This is a genomic window from Halorubrum yunnanense (assembly GCF_026586675.1).
GTDB classification, from domain to species: Archaea; Halobacteriota; Halobacteria; order Halobacteriales; family Haloferacaceae; genus Halorubrum; species Halorubrum yunnanense.
On sequence record NZ_JAODIX010000039.1, the window covers coordinates 49,368 to 64,450 of the forward strand.

Annotated in this window: 14 protein-coding genes; 6 read left to right on the forward strand and 8 right to left on the reverse strand. The window is 71.3% G+C overall.

The genetic code is table 11. The features are described 5' to 3' along the window. Window positions 1-15 precede the first annotated feature (15 nt). From arcD to N5096_RS10365, 3 genes are all read left to right on the forward strand, one after another. Window positions 16-1,509, forward strand: a complete 1,494-nt coding sequence (arcD, locus tag N5096_RS10355; protein WP_267664502.1) for an arginine/ornithine antiporter ArcD — start codon at window positions 16-18, stop codon at window positions 1,507-1,509. Window positions 1,510-1,581: 72 nt separating this feature from the next. Beyond that, the gene (locus N5096_RS10360; protein WP_267664504.1) at window positions 1,582-2,097 is read left to right on the forward strand and encodes a DUF2240 family protein; all 516 of its coding nucleotides are present in this window, start codon (window positions 1,582-1,584) and stop codon (window positions 2,095-2,097) included. Next, entirely contained in the window at window positions 2,097-2,543 is a 447-nt protein-coding gene (locus tag N5096_RS10365) for a DUF7993 family protein (protein ID WP_267664506.1), read from the forward strand. Before N5096_RS10360 ends, N5096_RS10365 begins: the two co-directional genes overlap by 1 nt. 33 nt (window positions 2,544-2,576) lie before the next feature. Here the strand turns inward: N5096_RS10365 and N5096_RS10370 are convergent, their stop codons facing one another. Then, entirely contained in the window at window positions 2,577-4,493 is a 1,917-nt protein-coding gene (locus N5096_RS10370; RefSeq protein ID WP_267664507.1) for a methyl-accepting chemotaxis protein, read from the reverse strand. A gap of 134 nt (window positions 4,494-4,627) precedes the next feature. Here N5096_RS10370 and N5096_RS10375 point away from each other — a divergent pair, with 134 nt between their 5' ends. Next, on the forward strand, window positions 4,628-5,926 hold the full coding sequence (locus tag N5096_RS10375; protein ID WP_267664510.1) for a DNA double-strand break repair nuclease NurA: 1,299 nt from the start codon (window positions 4,628-4,630) through the stop codon (window positions 5,924-5,926). Between the two features lie 512 nt (window positions 5,927-6,438). Here N5096_RS10375 and N5096_RS10380 read toward each other — a convergent pair. The 7 genes from N5096_RS10380 to N5096_RS10410 all read right to left on the reverse strand — a co-directional run bounded on the left by N5096_RS10380 (window position 6,439) and on the right by N5096_RS10410 (window position 12,686). Then, window positions 6,439-7,167, reverse strand: coding sequence for a CPBP family intramembrane glutamic endopeptidase (locus N5096_RS10380; RefSeq protein WP_267664513.1), 729 nt, complete (start codon window positions 7,165-7,167; stop codon window positions 6,439-6,441). Window positions 7,168-7,242: 75 nt separating this feature from the next. Then, the gene (locus N5096_RS10385; RefSeq protein ID WP_267664515.1) at window positions 7,243-8,535 is read right to left on the reverse strand and encodes a glucose-6-phosphate isomerase; all 1,293 of its coding nucleotides are present in this window, start codon (window positions 8,533-8,535) and stop codon (window positions 7,243-7,245) included. Between the two features lie 78 nt (window positions 8,536-8,613). Continuing rightward, window positions 8,614-9,714 (reverse strand): DoxX family protein, encoded by a 1,101-nt coding sequence (locus N5096_RS10390; protein WP_267664517.1) that lies wholly within the window; start codon window positions 9,712-9,714, stop codon window positions 8,614-8,616. An 86-nt stretch (window positions 9,715-9,800) separates the two neighbouring features. Further along, window positions 9,801-10,358 (reverse strand): class I SAM-dependent methyltransferase, encoded by a 558-nt coding sequence (locus N5096_RS10395; protein ID WP_267664519.1) that lies wholly within the window; start codon window positions 10,356-10,358, stop codon window positions 9,801-9,803. A 90-nt stretch (window positions 10,359-10,448) separates the two neighbouring features. Then, on the reverse strand, window positions 10,449-11,606 hold the full coding sequence (locus tag N5096_RS10400; protein WP_267664521.1) for an aminotransferase class V-fold PLP-dependent enzyme: 1,158 nt from the start codon (window positions 11,604-11,606) through the stop codon (window positions 10,449-10,451). Next, window positions 11,607-11,948 (reverse strand): thioredoxin, encoded by a 342-nt coding sequence (gene trxA, locus N5096_RS10405; protein ID WP_267664522.1) that lies wholly within the window; start codon window positions 11,946-11,948, stop codon window positions 11,607-11,609. Between the two features lie 120 nt (window positions 11,949-12,068). Continuing rightward, window positions 12,069-12,686 carry a metal-dependent hydrolase gene (locus N5096_RS10410; RefSeq protein WP_267664523.1) on the reverse strand — a complete coding sequence of 206 codons (618 nt, stop codon included), beginning with the start codon at window positions 12,684-12,686 and terminating at the stop codon, window positions 12,069-12,071. A gap of 107 nt (window positions 12,687-12,793) precedes the next feature. On the opposite strand from N5096_RS10410, the gene N5096_RS10415 reads away from it, so the two are divergent. Continuing rightward, on the forward strand, window positions 12,794-13,888 hold the full coding sequence (locus N5096_RS10415; protein ID WP_267664524.1) for a pyridoxal-phosphate-dependent aminotransferase family protein: 1,095 nt from the start codon (window positions 12,794-12,796) through the stop codon (window positions 13,886-13,888). Window positions 13,889-14,061: 173 nt separating this feature from the next. After that, window positions 14,062-15,075, forward strand: a complete 1,014-nt coding sequence (locus tag N5096_RS10420; protein WP_267664525.1) for a PrsW family intramembrane metalloprotease — start codon at window positions 14,062-14,064, stop codon at window positions 15,073-15,075. Window positions 15,076-15,083: the final 8 nt, after the last annotated feature.

Here is a 15,083-nt window from a genome sequence, read left to right on the forward strand (position 1 = left end):
AAGAATATCTCGCTCATGGCACGCTCGTTCACGCCCACGACGTACGGGGACCTCGACCCGGACCGCCGCCCGAGCCTCGCGGCGGCGCTGGTCCCGGTCCTCGCCGTCGTGGCGTTCCTCGGTATCGGCTCGGCCGTCCTCGGTCTCGACCCGCACCCGCCGCTCCTCTGGAGTATCGCCTTCGTCGGCGGGTTCGGCCTGTGGCTCGGCTACGACTGGGAGGAGCTGTTCGACGGGATCGCCAACGGGCTCGTGATGGGGTTACAGGCGCTGCTCATCATCTTCACCATCTACGGGCTCATCGCGACGTGGGTCAGCGCCGGGACGATTCCGACCCTGATGTACTACGGGCTGGAGGTCCTCACGCCGACGACGTTCCTGCCGGCGGCCGCGGTCCTCGCCGCCGTCGTCGCGTTCGCGATCGGCTCCTCGTGGACGACCGTCGGGACCCTTGGCGTCGCCTTCGTCGGCATCGGCGCGGGGCTCGGCGTTCCCTCGCCGATGACGGTCGGGGCGGTCCTCTCGGGCGCGTACGCCGGTGACAAGCAGTCACCGCTCTCCGACACGACGAACCTCGCCGCCGGCGTCACCAACACCGACCTGTACGGGCACATCCGCCGGATGCGGACCGGGACCGTCGTCGCCTTCGGGCTCGCGGTACTCGGCTTCGCCGCGCTCGGCCTCCGCGCGAGCGGGGAGATCCCGGCGGGGAGGATCGCGGAGATCCAGGGCGCGCTCGGCGGGACGTACGCGGTCACGCTGCTCGCCTTCGTCCCGCTCGTGGTCACCTTCGGGCTGGCGCTGCGCGGGCACGCCGCGCTGCCGACCCTCGTCGCCGGCGTCTTCGCCGGCGTGCTCACGACGATCCTCGTCCAGGGGGTCGGCTTCGTCGCCGCGTGGGACGCGTTCATGTACGGCACCGCGCCGGAGTCGGGCTCGACCACGGTGAACGACCTGCTCGCGACTGGCGGGCTCACCGGCTCGGCGTGGACGATCACGGTCGTGGTCGCCGCGCTCTCGCTCGGGGGCATCCTGGAGCGAACCGGGGTGCTGGCCGTGATCGCACACCGGTTCACCTCGGCCGTGCGGAGCCCGGGCGCGCTCGTCGCCGGGACCGGCGCCTCCGCGATCCTCATCAACGCGCTCACGGCCCAGCAGTACATGAGCATCGTCCTCCCGGGCGTCACGCTCCGGAACACCTACGACGAGTTCGGGCTCGACACCGACCAGCTCTCCCGCGCGGTCGAGGCCGCCGGGACGCCGACCGGCGCGCTGTTCCCGTGGCACGCGGGCGCCGTCTACATGGCGGGCGTCACCGGCGTGCCGACGCTGGAGTACGCGCCGTACTACCTGTTCGCGTTCCTCTCGCCGCTCGTGTTGTTCGCCATGGCCGCGACCGGTTACTCGCTGAACGCGACGTCCGCGTCGGCGGACGTCGGTCCCGGGGCGACGGGGGCCGGCGGCTCCCCCGCGACTGACGACGCCGGCGTCCCGACGGACGACGACTGAGCGCGGTCTCCGTCGCTCGCCGCTCCCCGCGGTCCGGTAGGTTTACCGCCGTCGACGCCCCGCCCATCGAACATGAGCCTGGAGGTCGCCGTCGCCGTCCCGTTCAAACACCGCGCGAAGGAGCGGCTGGGCGAGGGCGAGTTCGTCGTCGCGCTGTCGCTCGACCGCGACTGGTTCTCGCCGGACCAGGCGAAGCGGCTCGTCGACGTTGCGGTCGGCCGCGGGCTGGTCGACGAGGAGGACGGCGACCTCGTCCCGCGGTTCGACCCCGACGAGGTGTTCGTCCCGGAGGGGTTCACGCCCGACGAGTCGATCCTCCGCGAGCAGTCCACGTTCGAGACCGCCCTCGACGCCATCGTCGCGGCCGGCGTCGAGAAGCAGCGCGCCGTCGCCGCGATCAACGAGCGGCAGCGCGCGCTCGCGGTCACCATCGAGGCGGCCGCGGTCCTCGTCGCGAAGGAACACGGCGCCGCGGTCGACCGCCTCGCGGCCGACGTTCGCGGAGAGCTCGCGGCCGCCGGCGACGCGACCGACGACGGCGACGAGGCCGGAGGCGCCGACGCAGCCGACGCCGCGGGTGACGCCTGATGGTCGCGGACCGCCTGACCGACGGCGTCCGGATCGGGCAGCTGCTCGCCTCGGAGGTCTCCGGGAACGAGGGGCGACTGCGCGACCTCGCGCTCGCCGACGCCGACCCCGACGTGGAGCCGACGGCCGACGGCGCGCTCGCGTACCGGATCGTTCGCGCGGGCGACGGCGACGGAGGGAGCGACGCCGAAGCGGGCGACGTGGGCGACGCCGCGGTCGTCGCCGAGGTCTCCCTCCACCCCGACCGCGTCCGGATCGAGTTCGTCGGCGGGGGCGACGCCGAGAGCCCCGAGATCCCCGAGGTCGTCGCCGCCGCGGCCGACGAGGCGGGCCTCCGCGTCAGGCCGAAGGCGGTCCGGCCGCCGCGGACGCTGGTCTTCGTCGAGGACGGCGCGCAGGTGAAGCGCGCGCTGCCGGTGCTGGCGGCCGTCGTCGACGCCTTTTAAAAGATAGCCGGCTGGCCGTCCGAGGCCGCCGCCTCAGTCCGACCGCCCGCCGTCGCCCATCGCGACGGTTCGCGTCCCCGACGCCGACGAGTCGCCCGGCGACTCCTCGCCGACCTCGAACTTGCGGAGCAGCGCCCCGAGCCGCTCGGCCTGGTCGGCGAGCGAGCCGGCCTCGGCGGTCGCCTGCGACATCGCGGCGAGCTGTTCGTCGGCCGCCTCGCTGACCTCGTCCGCCTCGTCGGCGGTCGACTTGCTGATCCCCGCCACCTCCTCGGCCATCGACACCGTCTCCTCCGTGCTGGCGGCCTGATCGTCGGTCGCTTTGCTGATCTCGCGGATCCCGTCGTCGGTCTCCCCGGCGTTGTCCGCCACCTCGGCGAACGCGTCGGCGGCGTCTTCGACGGCCTCGGCGCCCTCCTCCATGTGCTCTTCGGCCGTCCGGACCTCCTCGACGGTCGCCTGCGTCTGCGCCTGCGTGCCGGCGATGAGCTCCTCGATCTCCTGGGCCGCCTCCTGCGTCTCCTCGGCCAGTTGCTTGACCTCGTCGGCGACGACCGCGAACCCGTCGCTCCCGCCGCCACCGCCGCCGGCCCGCGCGGCTTCGATGTTGGCGTTCAACGCGAGCAGGTTCGTCTGCTCCGCGATGTCGCCGATGAGGTCGACGATCTCGCCGATGTCGTCCATCCGCTCGTCGAGGACCCTGACCTTCTCGGCCGTCTCGCCGATCGCGTCCCGCGACTCCCGGACGCTGTCGATCGCCTCGCCCGCGGTGTCCTGTCCCTCGTCGGCGATCGAGGCGGTCTCCTGGGCCGCGTCCGCGACCGTCTCCGTCGAGGAGGCGACCTCCTCGATCGTCGCCGAGAGGTTGTTCATCTCGCCGGAGACCTGTTCGAGCATCTCGCGCTGGTCGGCCGCGCCCTCGGCGATCTCCTCGATCGACCGGCTCACGTCCTCACTGCGCGCCTCGGCGGTGTCGACGCCCTCAACCGTCTTCTCGCTGGCCGCGGACACCTCGCCGGCGAACGACTGGACGTCCCGCATCGTCGCCTCGATGTCGTCCATCATCTCGTTGAACGCGGCGCCGATCTGCTCCATCGCCTCGCTCTCGCTGTCGGCGTCCAGCCGGACCGTGAGGTCGCCGTCGGCCGCCCGGTCCATCGTGGCGCTGTAGTCGTCGGCCTTCGTCTCGAGGTGCTGGTTCAGCCACTCGACCTCCTCGCGGCGCTGCTCGACCTCCGCCTTCGCCTCCTCGACGTCCTGGATCTCGGACTTCTGCTCGGCGACGAGGTCGAGCTGGCGCTGCGCCTCCTCGCGCGACTTCTCGATGGAGTACCAGTTGACCATCAGCGCGAGCGCGAGCCCCGTGATGAACACCGCGTGGATCCCGCCCCAGACGATCGGGTTGGCGATCGCGGCCGGGTGGTTGTAGACGAGGCTGGAGTCGATCAGGCTGAATGTCCAGTGCCCGATCGCGACGTACAGCATCCCGACGGCGAACGGCAGCCAGTCCTCGTACAGCGCGAGGACGGCGATGAAGACGAAGAAGTGGAAGTGCGCCTCGATGTAGCCGCCGGAGAGCTTGACGAGCGCCATCGACACCGTCATGCCGCTGAACGCCGCGAGCACCGTCCGCTGGCGTCGTCCCAGCCGCGACCAGTTCGCCAGCGCCGCGGTGCCGAGGATGAGGGCGGTGAACCCGCCGAGCATCCACGCCGGGGCAGCGGGGATCTCCGCGCCCGTGAACGACTCGGTCCCGCTGTACAGCCCCAGCGCGATCAGTAGCGGCACCTGGACCGCGATAACGATCAAGATGTTCCGGTGTCGGCCGCTCCACATCTCTTCCGGTATCGACGTCCCATCCGGGATGTATCGGACGAACTCGCGGAGCTTCTCGCCGATTCCGTGCGGTTGCCCGGTCGTCGTCGCCGACGTGACCCCTGACTCTGCCATGGTGTCGACTCCACTGATTCCGACAAAGAAGCTTCTCCCCCGAATATTCGCTTTGATACTTCAAGCGGTTCTCCAGCCGACTTCGCGTCCCTTCGGGCGAACGCTTTTAAGACCGGTCGGCCCGCAGTACGGCCGTGACGCTCGATCCGATCCACGTCGAGAACATCGCGCGGCTCGCGTACGGGATCGCGAGCGACGTGGACACGACCGACCACGACGACCTCGCGGAGCGGGTGTGGCGCGACTGGCTCCCCGAGCTTCGCCGCGACGGCCGCGTCGTCGTCGAGCCCGTCGGCGACCACGAGCGCCGGCTGGCCCCCGTCGACGACGCCGCCCTCGCCGAGCGCCCGTTCGAGACGGTCCACGGGCTCGATTCGGGGACGATCAACCCGACGACGTTTAAAAACGGGCTCGTCGTCGACGTGGCCCACGCCGCGATGGCGAGCGACCCGACCGACCTGGGGCTCCACCGCGACCGCACGATCGTCGCGACCGTCCACGCCGGCGACTCCACCGCCGACTTCGACGGCGACTGGACCGAGCGCGACGAGGGCCACACCCGCCAGCGCGTGCTCCACGCGCCGCGGGTGAACCGGTACGCAGAGGGGGTCGTCCACGCGCTCGCCTTATACCTCGCCGAGGGGACCCACGCGCTCGACCACGCCGAGGAGGTCGACGACCTGCTCGTTCTCGACGGCCCGATCTACCCGAAGGAGCTGTTCACGTGGGACGACCGCAACCCCGAACTCGGCGCGCTCGCACGCGAGGCGAAGCCCCAAGCCGTCGTCGAGAAGTACGTCCGACTCGTCGAGCGGTTCGTCGAGCGCAACGTCCCGCTCGTCGGCTTCGTGAAGAACCCCTCCAGCGGGACGGTCGTCCGCGCGCTGGCGCGGAAGGGCGTCGAGCCGCCGTGGCCCGACGACACCGCGCTGTTCACCCGACTCCTCGAACGGCGGGGGGACCCGGACCGCTCTGGCGACGGGGTGTTCGGCGAGACCGGTGCGGCCGGAAGCGCCCGCGGCGACCGCCTCGACGACGCGCTCACGTTCACCACCTGGTTCCACAGCCGCGGGGGCGCGGACGCGACGATGGCGGCCGACGGCGACGCGCTCGGGATCGACCGCGAGCTCGACCCCGAGCTGTACGAGCCCACGTTCATGATCGTGTACGACCCCCGGACCGACGTGACGTACAAGCTGGAGGCGCCGTACGCGTTCACCCGCGACGCCGAGACCCGCGACCGGCTCACTCGCCAGGTTCTCGCCGACGTCGCGACGACCCGCGGACCCCCGGAGGCCGTCGCGAAGGCCGACGAGCTGGCGCGGATCGACGCCACCGAGAAGGCCGCGCTCCGCCGGAAGTTCGAGGAGCGGTTCGACAGCGACCAGCAGGCGACGTACGACGACCTGCGGTGGGGCAAGACGCGTTTTTAAATGATCCGCCGGTGCGGTCGGCGCGTGCCTGCGAGGCCGCTTTGCGGCCGAGTCGCGAGGGACCGAAGGTCCCTCTGGCAGCCGGCGCTACGCGCCGGCGACAGCACCGCGCGAGGGACGCCGCGAGCGAAGCGAGCGGCGAGGCTGGGGAGGAATGAGGCTGCGGTGCTGTGCGGGCGGGGTGGGACTCAAAGGGGCAGTCGCGAGAGGCGCGGAGGCGACGCAAGCACCGCAAGGAGGGAGCGAACACAGTGAGCGACTGACTGAGGAGCGCAGCGAGCGTCCGCGCCTCTCGCGGCTGGGGCTTTGGCGGTATTCACCGTCAATTCGCAGTCAATTGCTTATAAACGAGCGGCTGGGGCTTTGGCGGTATTCACCGTCGATCCGTATGCAGCCATTTATAACCGAGCGACAGGAGGTTCGAACCCGTTCACCGCCCAGTACGTGCCGACAGCCACTTATAAACGAGCGGTCGGGGCTTCAGTACTGCTGACGCCAATCACGTCTGAGTCTCATATTGACTGCGCGAGCAACACCACGTAGATGACGCCGTTGTACACGCCGTGCGCGAGGCCGGGGACCCACACGTTCCCCGTGCGCTCGTAGAGGGCGCCGAGCACCGCGCCGAGCACGACGACGACGGCGACGTACGCCCACCGCTGGCCGGGCGTCCCGGAGACGGAGGGGAGGTGGACCAGCCCGAACGCAAGGCTCGCGAGCAGGATCGCCGGACCCGCGTCGAACGCGCGGCGGATCCCGCCCTGAACGACCCCGCGGAACAGCGCCTCCTCGACGGGCCCGACCACGAGCAGCGAGACGGCGATCATGACGAGGTAGTACGTCACCGGGTCGCCGTCGGGGACGACCGCCTGGTTCTGCCCGGTCGTGAGCCCGATCTCGCCGAGCACGAACAGCGCGCCGTACTGGAACGCGAACAGGACCGCCCCGCCCGCGAGGGCGAGCCCGGCGTCTCGGAGCGTCGGCCGGCCGGCGCGGACGAGCCCCCACTGGTCGGTGATCGCGAGGTAGCCGACGACGGCAACCAAGAAGCCGGCGAACTGCAGCAGGGTCCGGAACACCTGCAGCCCGGTCGTCCCCTCTCTCACGAGCCCCAGCGAGACGGCGGACTGGGAGAGGGGCGCCGTCACCGCGCTGGCGACGAACAGCGCGAGGATGACCGCGAACACCGCGCTCGCGACGCGGAGGATCCGGTTCACCGGCTCGGGGGGCGTCTCGCTCATCGGCGGGGATACGACTCGCGCCGGTTTATTGGCACCGGAAAGCGAAGGGTTCGGGTCGCGCGGCCGCCGCTCGGCTCAGGAGCCGTCGACCCGCAGCTCGCGCTTGTCGGCCACGGCGTCGGCCTCCGCGAAGTCACCGCCGCCGAGCAGGCCGCGCGCCGCCTTCTTTCCCCACTCGACCGCGGGCTGCGTGAACGTCGAGACGCTCGCCAGCTCGCCGTAGAGGACGCAGGCGGCCTCCATGGCGTACAGCAGCTCGCCGAGGCTCCGCTCGTCGACCCGGTCGATCTCGACGCGCAGGTTCGGCACGTCGGCCGCCGCGAGGCTCGCCTCGGTCGCCTCGAACTCGGCGTCCAGCAGGTCGCCGAGCGACGAGCCGCCGAGGTACGCGAGGCCGTCGAGGTCGGTCTCGGGGATCGCGGTCTCCGCGCGTTCCGTCGGCCGGATGAGCGAGACGAGCTTGTCCGACGGGCCGGCGCGGTACAGCTGGAGCTGCGAGTGCTGGTCGGTCGCGCCGAGCGCGCGGGCGGGGGTCTGCCCGAGGCCGTCCTTCCCGAGGCTCTCGGCCCACAGCTGCGCGAACCACTCCGCGAACGTCTCCAGCGACTCCGCGTACGGCATCACGGCGTTCGTGAGCGCGCCGCGCTCCGCGAGCGCGTACGTCGCCGCGCCGTAGGCGTACGCGGGCGACTCGAACAGCGAGCCCGAGAGGTCCGCCATCCCGTCGCGGCCGCCCGCCAGCACCGCTTCGATGTCGTGGCCCTGCAGCGCCGGGGCCACGAGCCCGACCGTCGAGAGCGCGGTGAATCGCCCGGGTACCCCGTCCGGCACGTCGAGCGCGGGGAGGTCGTGGGCGTCGGCGAGCGCGCGGAGATTCCCCTCCTCGCCCGTGGTGACGAGGGTGCGCTCGGTCCAGTCGACGCCCGCCTCGGTCATCGCCTCGCGGACGACGAGGAAGTTCGCGAGCGTCTCCGCGGTCGTCCCGGACTTCGAGACGACGTTGACGACGGTGTCGGCGAGCGGGAGGTCGTCGAGCAGCGCGGCGACCGCGTCGGGGTCGACGTTGTCGAGGAAGTGCGCGTCGACGTCGCTTTCGAGGGCGTTCGCGATCGTCGCCGCGCCGAGCGCGCTCCCGCCGATCCCGACCGTCAGGACCGCCTCGGGGCGGTCGAACCGGTCGGTCGCTTCCCGGATCGCGTCCGCGTCGGTCGCCGCCGGCAAGTTCAGCGCGGCGTAGCCGAACTCCTCGTCGGCCATGCCGGCGGCGATCCGGTCGTGCGCGTCCGCGACCCGGTCGTCGAGCCGCTCCAGCGTCTCGTCCGTGAGTCCGGGCGTCGTCTCCACCGCGTTGCCGAGGTCGACGTGCATATCAGACAACGCGGGCGAACGCGGCTTAAAACCGGTCGTCCTCGGCTCCCGGTCCGCGGGGCCTCGGTCTCCCGGCCCTCAGTCGGCCGGAATCACCGACTCGTCGTCGTCGAGCGCGGGTCGCCCGACCCACCGGTCGAACGCGAGCGGTCCGGAGCCGAGCGTGAAGACGGCGGAGGCCATCCCGAACAGCGCCACGTGGGCGAGGACGGGGTCGTCCGGGAGCCCGAACAGCGTCGTCGTGAACAGCACGAAGGAGAGCGCGGCCGCGCCGCGGGTGAAGAAGCCCGCGATGAGCGCCACCCCCACCGCGATCTCGGTCATCCCGGCGCCGACGACCCACAGCCCGGCGTCGACGGGGACCACCGACGTGAGACCGTACTTCTCGACGACGAGCAGCGCGCTGCCGGGGTCGGCGAGCTTCTGTATCAGGCCGAGGTAGACGAACGAGACGCCCATCCCGACCCGAAGGACCGTCGGGACGTAGCGCCGCAGGGGGCCCATCGAGTCGTCGAGGAACGACTTCAGGTGGTGAACGGGGTCGATCCGGCCGTAGTACGACCCCGGCGTGCTCGCGACCTCCAAGAGCATGTCGTCGGCGCTCGGGCGCCCGCCGCCGAGGACCGCCAGCGCGACCAGCACGGGAACGTACTCCATCGCGAGGACGACGGCGGGATCGACGGCGACGAGGACCCACGCGTACGTCAGCAGGCCGACCGCCGAGGCGATCCGTGTCCCGAGCCCGAAGAGGAGGAAGAAGCCGAGCCCGATGAAGAGGAGTCGAAAGAGGGGGCTTGCGCCGACGTCGAACGAGAGCGTCGGCGCGAACAGGTACCCCTGAAAGCCCGCGCCGACGAGGGGGAGCCCCACAGCGAGCCGCAGCATCCACGGGATGAGGTCGCCGTACCCGGCGAGCTTTTTCCGCAGCACGACGATGTCGAGGATTGTCGGGCGTATCCACAGGTACGCGGCGATCCCGGCGACCGCGAGAAACCCCGACCCCCCGAACAACGCCGCGTTGAACGGGTCGGACAGCACCTCAGCGGTGAACGTGACCGCGTCGATCGGGTCGCCCGACCCCTCGGTGACGTAGTCGACGTGAGCCGCGACCGGCCGCGCGATAAGCGTCGCGAGCAGGGCGAGCGCGGCGGCGACGACCGATCGGAAGCGAACGGACATAGCTCTCCTTACGGGCCGGACGCACCTAACGGTACTTCTTCACGGACGTTCGAGAGCGACCGTCTCGTCGGGCCGACCTCGGCGACCTACGGCGCCTCGGCGACGACGCCGAACGTCTCCGTCCGCGTCGACTCCGAAACGACCTCGAAGCCGGCCGCCTCCAGCGCCGCGACCGCGTCGCCGGCGGCGAACCGCTCGTCGACCGGTGGGCCGTGCGCGCTGTCGCCGTCGGCGGTCCAGTCGAAGGTGACGAGGAGGCCGCCGGACCGGATCGTCCGCGCGAGCTCGGCGACCGCGGCCTCGCCCGCGAACTCGTGGTACGTCATCGTCGAGAACGCCCCGTCGAGCTCGCCGTCCGCGAACGGGAGGTCGGCCACGTCGCTGGCGACGAGCTCGACGTTCTCCGGCACGCCCTTCTCGCGGTACAGGTCGTGCATCTCGGCCTGCACGTCGACGCCGTAGACGGTCTCGACGTGCGGGGCGACGTCGTCGGTGTAGAAGCCGGTGCCGCTGCCGAGGTCGGCGACGACCGCGGCGTCCGCGGCCGCGAGCGGGCCGAGAAGCTCCTCGGCGGACACCCAGCGGTACCGGTCGGGGCGCTCAAGCTCCTCCGCCCGGTCGGCGTCGAACGTGTGGAAACCCATACGCGGTCTTGTGCGGCGAGTCTCAAAACGCGTCCGGTCGGCCGGGACCGCGACGGGACGCGGGGCGTCCCGCGGAGCGGTCCCTCGGCCTCACCACCCCTCAGCGAGCGCGTCGACCAGCCGGTCGACCCCGGACTCGGTCGAGACAGCGTGGATCGAGGCGCGGACGGCGTCCGGGTGCGGCAGCGAGCGGACGACGATCCCCGCCTCCGCGAGGCGCTCGACGGTCGCCTCTGGGTCGTCGACGTCGACCGTGACGAGCCCGCTCTCGAACTCGCGGGGACTTAACAGTCGGTCCGCGGGGACGCCCGCCTTGAACCGGTCGGTGAGCGTCTCGATCCGGGACTCGATCGCGTCGAGGCCCACCGCGTCGATCGCGTCGAGCGCCTCGACGAGGCCGACGTGGGCGGCCGCGGTCGTCGTCCCGACCTCCAGCCGCGGCGCGCCCGCCTTGTACTCGATCTCGGCCGCGTCGGGGTCCTCGACGCCGCGGTAGCCGACGGCGCGCGGCGCGAGCTCGGCGGCGGCGTCGCGGTCGACGTAGAGGAAGCCGGCGCCCCACGGGCCGAGCGTCCACTTGTGGCCCGCGGCGGCGACGGCGTCGGCGCCCCACGCCGACACGTCCAGCGGGCCCTGTCCGGGCGACTGGACCGCGTCGACGAGGGTGAAGGCGCCGGCGTCGTTCGCGACCGCGACGAGGTCGGCGACGGGGAGGCGCGTCCCGTGGGTCCAGGTGATCGCGCTGAAGCAGACGAGCCGCGCGTCGGCGACCGCCTCGGCGTACTCGTCCGGGTCGACGCGACCGCCCTCGGTCTCGAGGACGCGGACCTCGACGCCCTCGCGTTCGAGCCGCTTCCAGGGCAGGATCCCGGCCGGGTGCTCCAGGTCGGTCCGGACGACGACGTCGCCGGGCTCCCAGTCGATCGCGCCGGCGATCCGGGTGATCCCGTCGGTCGTGCTCTCGGTGAGCGCGATCTCGGCGGGGTCGCTCCCGACGAACGCGGCGATCCGCTCGCGCACGTCCTCGTACGTCTCGAAGGCGTGCCCGTAGGGATCGGTCGTCGCCGAGCCGTACTCGTGGTCGGCAATGAACTCGCCGGCGGCCTCGACGACGTACTCCGGGCTCGGGCCGTGCGCGCCGAAGTTGAAGTACGCGGCCTCGCCGAGGGCCGGGACGTCGGCGCGCAGCTCCCGGGCCGTCATCCCGTCGTCTCCGGCGCTCTCCGCGTCGCCGTCTGGGGTGGCCATTCAGGCGGCGCGCTCCGACACGGCGTCGGTCAGGGCGTCCTCGCTCTGCGCGCCGACCATGCGGTCGGCGAGCTCGCCGCCGGCGAACACCAGCAGCGTCGGGATGCTCTGGACGTCGTACTCGGCCGCGAGCGACTGGTGGACGTCGACGTCGACCTTCACGACGGCGGCGTCGGTGTCCGCGGCGATCGCCTCAACGGCGGGCTCCATCATCTGACACGGGCCGCACCAGTCGGCGTGGAAGTCGACGAGGACCACGTCGTGGTCGGCGACGACGTCGTCGAAGTCGTCCGGGTCGGACAGCTGGATCGGCTCCGCGGGAACGGATTCGGGTGAACTCATACCCTTTCCTACGCTCCCTGCGCGGATAATAGTTTTGGGAGAAACACACAATACCGTGTGGACGAGTGTCACTGACGGTCGCGGGGCTCGGAGAGAGGGCGGGTCGACCGGAGCCGAGCGCTACTCGAAGTGCTCCTCGTCGGCGTATCGGTCCGGCAGATAGGGAGTCAGCGCCGCCGGCACGAGGGGAATGACGAGCGCGGCGAGTTCCGCGAGGTGCCGGCGGAGGACGGTGTACGCGGCGGCGACGAGCAGCGTCCCGAGTACGACCAGCCGGAGCGGGCCGTAGAGCAGGAAGAGGAGCGGGAACGCCAGTCCGATCGAGAGCGCGAGGTCCTCCGCGGCGCCGTCGTACCTGACGCCGGGCCGCGGCGCGACCCAGCGCTCCCGGTAGTGGTCGTACACCGCCCGGTCGGAGTTCCCCTCCCACGGCCGCAGTTCCAGCCCGCCGCCGTACACGTCCGAGACGCTGTGGAGCGCCGCCCCGAGGAGGAACAGGGCCGCAGCGACGGTGAGCGCGGACAGGGCCGCGAGGGCGACGACGAGGGCGACGACGGCGGCCGCGGAGTAGTAGACGGGGTAGTGGAGCGTCTTCCGGTGACCGGTGTACATGTCGAGGTCGGGGAACAGGCCCCCAAGGAAGCCGGCGACGAATCCCACGGTCGCCAGCTCCGGGGCCACGCGCACGAGCGGCGCGGCGAGCAGCATCCCGGCCAGCACGTGGGTCGGAAGCATCATCGTGGCGGGACGAAAGCGACAGAACGGTATTAACGTGTCGGGAAGGGCTCCGATCCGCGGTTCGACCGGACGACAGGGTTGTTACTCCCCGTCCCGAGGTGTCGCGCATGCTCATGACGCCGGGACCGACCGCGGTCCCCGAACCCGTCCGCGACGCGATGAGCCGCGAGCTGATCAACCCCGACGTCGACCCGGAGTTCCGACGGATCTACGAGCGCCTCACCGACCGGCTGGCGGCGGTGTACGGGACGGAGCCGGGCAAAACGGAGGAGACGGGCGACGGCTCCGCCCGCGACGTCGTCGTCCCCGGCGGCGAGGGCATCCTCGGGCTGGAGGCCGCGGTCGCCTCGCTCGTCGAGCCGGGCACCGAGGTGTTGTGCCTCTCGAACGGGCTCTACGGCGACGGGTTCGCCGACTTCGTCGAGTCGTACGGCGGCGAGGCGACCCTCGTCTCGGCCGACGACGACGAGCCGCTCCCGCTCGCCGAGTTGGAGTCGGTCCTGGCCGAGCGGGGCCGGGACTTCGAGGTCGCGACGATGGTCCACTGCGAGACGCCCACGGGGACACTCAACGACCTCGGGCCGGCGCTCAGCCTCTTGGACGGGGCGGACGGCGAGACCGTCTCCGTCGTCGACGCCGTCTCCTCGCTCGGCGGCGCTCCGGTGCCGACCGAGCGGATCGACGTCTGTCTGGGCGCGTCCCAGAAGTGCTTCAGCGCGCCGCCGGGACTCACCACGGCCGCGGTCAGCGAGCGCGCGTGGGCCGCGATGGAGGACCGGGACCCCCACTCGCTGTACACGAACTTCCTGCCGTGGAGAGACACCTCGGAGGGGTTCCCGTGCACCCACTTGACGACCGAGGTCGTCGCGCTCGACGCGGCGCTCGGACTGTGGCTCGACGAGGGGCTCGACGCGGTCCGGGACCGACACCGGGCGGCCGCGGCGCGGTGTCGCGAGCGTGGGGCGGAGCTGGGGCTGGAGCCCTACCCCGACCCCGAGCGCAGTTCGCCGACGGTGACGGCGTTCGAGGTCCCCGGGCGGGCCGAGGAGCTGCAGGAGCGGCTGCGCGAGGAGCGCGACGTGCTGGTCGCGACGGGGCTCGGGGAGTTGGCCGGCGACGTCCTTCGCGTCGGCCACATGGGCCACAGCGCGCGGATCGAGCGCGTGGAGGAGACGATGAACGCGCTGGGGGACGTGTTGTAGTCGACGCGACGGCGCCGTTTTGTCACTCCAGACGGTACAGTTGAGTAACTGAGACAAACTGTCGTTTGAGGTGTGTCTCGGACTCACGCTTAGCTAATGGTCCGTCAAGCGCCGAGTGGTGGGTCCCGTCCGGCCCGTGCCAGCGAAGCGAACGCCCCTCGGACGGAATCGACATGCGAGACGTAGAAGAGGAGAGGGACCCCGTCGAGGCGGCGGACGAGGAGCGGGACCTCTACGGGATCTCGTCGTGGGAGCGGCGGTCGCTCCTCGACAGCGCCTCGGTCGGGATCTACTGGTTGGCGGTCCGCGTCGGCCAGGCGCTCCTGGTCCTGCTCGCGGTCCTGATCTTCGTCGCCGTCGGCGGACTCGGTATCGTGAGAGAGCCCTTGATCGGCGTGTTGACCGCCCTCTCAGCCCTCCCCGCGCTGGCGCTTGCGGGGTACGTCTGGCAGAGCGACGTGACGACCAGCGAGCCGCTCTCGCTGCTCGCGGCCACCTTCATACTCGGCGTGCTCACGGCGGGGTTCGCCGCCGTCGTCAACAGCGTGTCGCAGCCGGTTTTCACGGCGCTCGGCGGCCTCGGGATGGTTCTGTTTTTTTACCTCATCGTGGGCCCGGTCGAGGAGTCGGTGAAACTGCTCGCCGTGCGGCTCTACGCGTACAACGACGATCGGTTCGCCGCGGTCATCGACGGTGCGGTGTACGGCGCCGTCGCCGGACTCGGGTTCGCGACTATCGAAAACGCCATCTACATCAGCGGAGCGGTCGGGGAGGTGGGCGGTCTGTCTCTCGGCTTAGACCTGATCGGTGTCGGGAGCGACATCACCGCGACCCGCGCGTTAGCCGGGCCGGGGCACGTCGTCTACTCGTCGTTCGCGGGCTACTACCTCGGGTTGGCGAAGTTCAACCCGGAGAACCACGGCCCGATCATCGTCAAGGGGCTCATCGTCGCCGCGCTGATCCACGCCACCTACAACGCCACGGTCGGCCTCGGAAGCGGGCTGATCCAGGCCGCGACGGGACTCCCCCAGCTCGCCGCGTTCTTCGTCTACGTGGTGCTGTACGTCGGGGGCTTCGGCTACCTGCTTTACCGCAAGATCCAGCGGTACAACGACGCCCACGGGGCGGCGCACGCGAGCGAGACCACCGACGGCGAGGACCCGGGGGTCGACCTCGGGACCGAGTAGCGGGTCGT

Bases quoted from the DNA above. Each gene is read 5' to 3' on its own strand.
- arcD (WP_267664502.1), top strand. From the start codon at position 16: ATGGCACGCTCGTTCACGCCCACGACGTACGGGGACCTCGACCCGGAC.
- N5096_RS10360 (WP_267664504.1), top strand. From the start codon at position 1,582: ATGAGCCTGGAGGTCGCCGTCGCCGTCCCGTTCAAACACCGCGCGAAG.
- N5096_RS10365 (WP_267664506.1), top strand. From the start codon at position 2,097: ATGGTCGCGGACCGCCTGACCGACGGCGTCCGGATCGGGCAGCTGCTC.
- N5096_RS10370 (WP_267664507.1), bottom strand. From the start codon at position 4,493: ATGGCAGAGTCAGGGGTCACGTCGGCGACGACGACCGGGCAACCGCAC.
- N5096_RS10380 (WP_267664513.1), bottom strand. From the start codon at position 7,167: ATGAGCGAGACGCCCCCCGAGCCGGTGAACCGGATCCTCCGCGTCGCG.
- N5096_RS10385 (WP_267664515.1), bottom strand. From the start codon at position 8,535: ATGCACGTCGACCTCGGCAACGCGGTGGAGACGACGCCCGGACTCACG.
- N5096_RS10390 (WP_267664517.1), bottom strand. From the start codon at position 9,714: ATGTCCGTTCGCTTCCGATCGGTCGTCGCCGCCGCGCTCGCCCTGCTC.
- N5096_RS10395 (WP_267664519.1), bottom strand. From the start codon at position 10,358: ATGGGTTTCCACACGTTCGACGCCGACCGGGCGGAGGAGCTTGAGCGC.
- N5096_RS10400 (WP_267664521.1), bottom strand. From the start codon at position 11,606: ATGGCCACCCCAGACGGCGACGCGGAGAGCGCCGGAGACGACGGGATG.
- trxA (WP_267664522.1), bottom strand. From the start codon at position 11,948: ATGAGTTCACCCGAATCCGTTCCCGCGGAGCCGATCCAGCTGTCCGAC.
- N5096_RS10410 (WP_267664523.1), bottom strand. From the start codon at position 12,686: ATGATGCTTCCGACCCACGTGCTGGCCGGGATGCTGCTCGCCGCGCCG.
- N5096_RS10415 (WP_267664524.1), top strand. From the start codon at position 12,794: ATGCTCATGACGCCGGGACCGACCGCGGTCCCCGAACCCGTCCGCGAC.
- N5096_RS10420 (WP_267664525.1), top strand. From the start codon at position 14,062: ATGCGAGACGTAGAAGAGGAGAGGGACCCCGTCGAGGCGGCGGACGAG.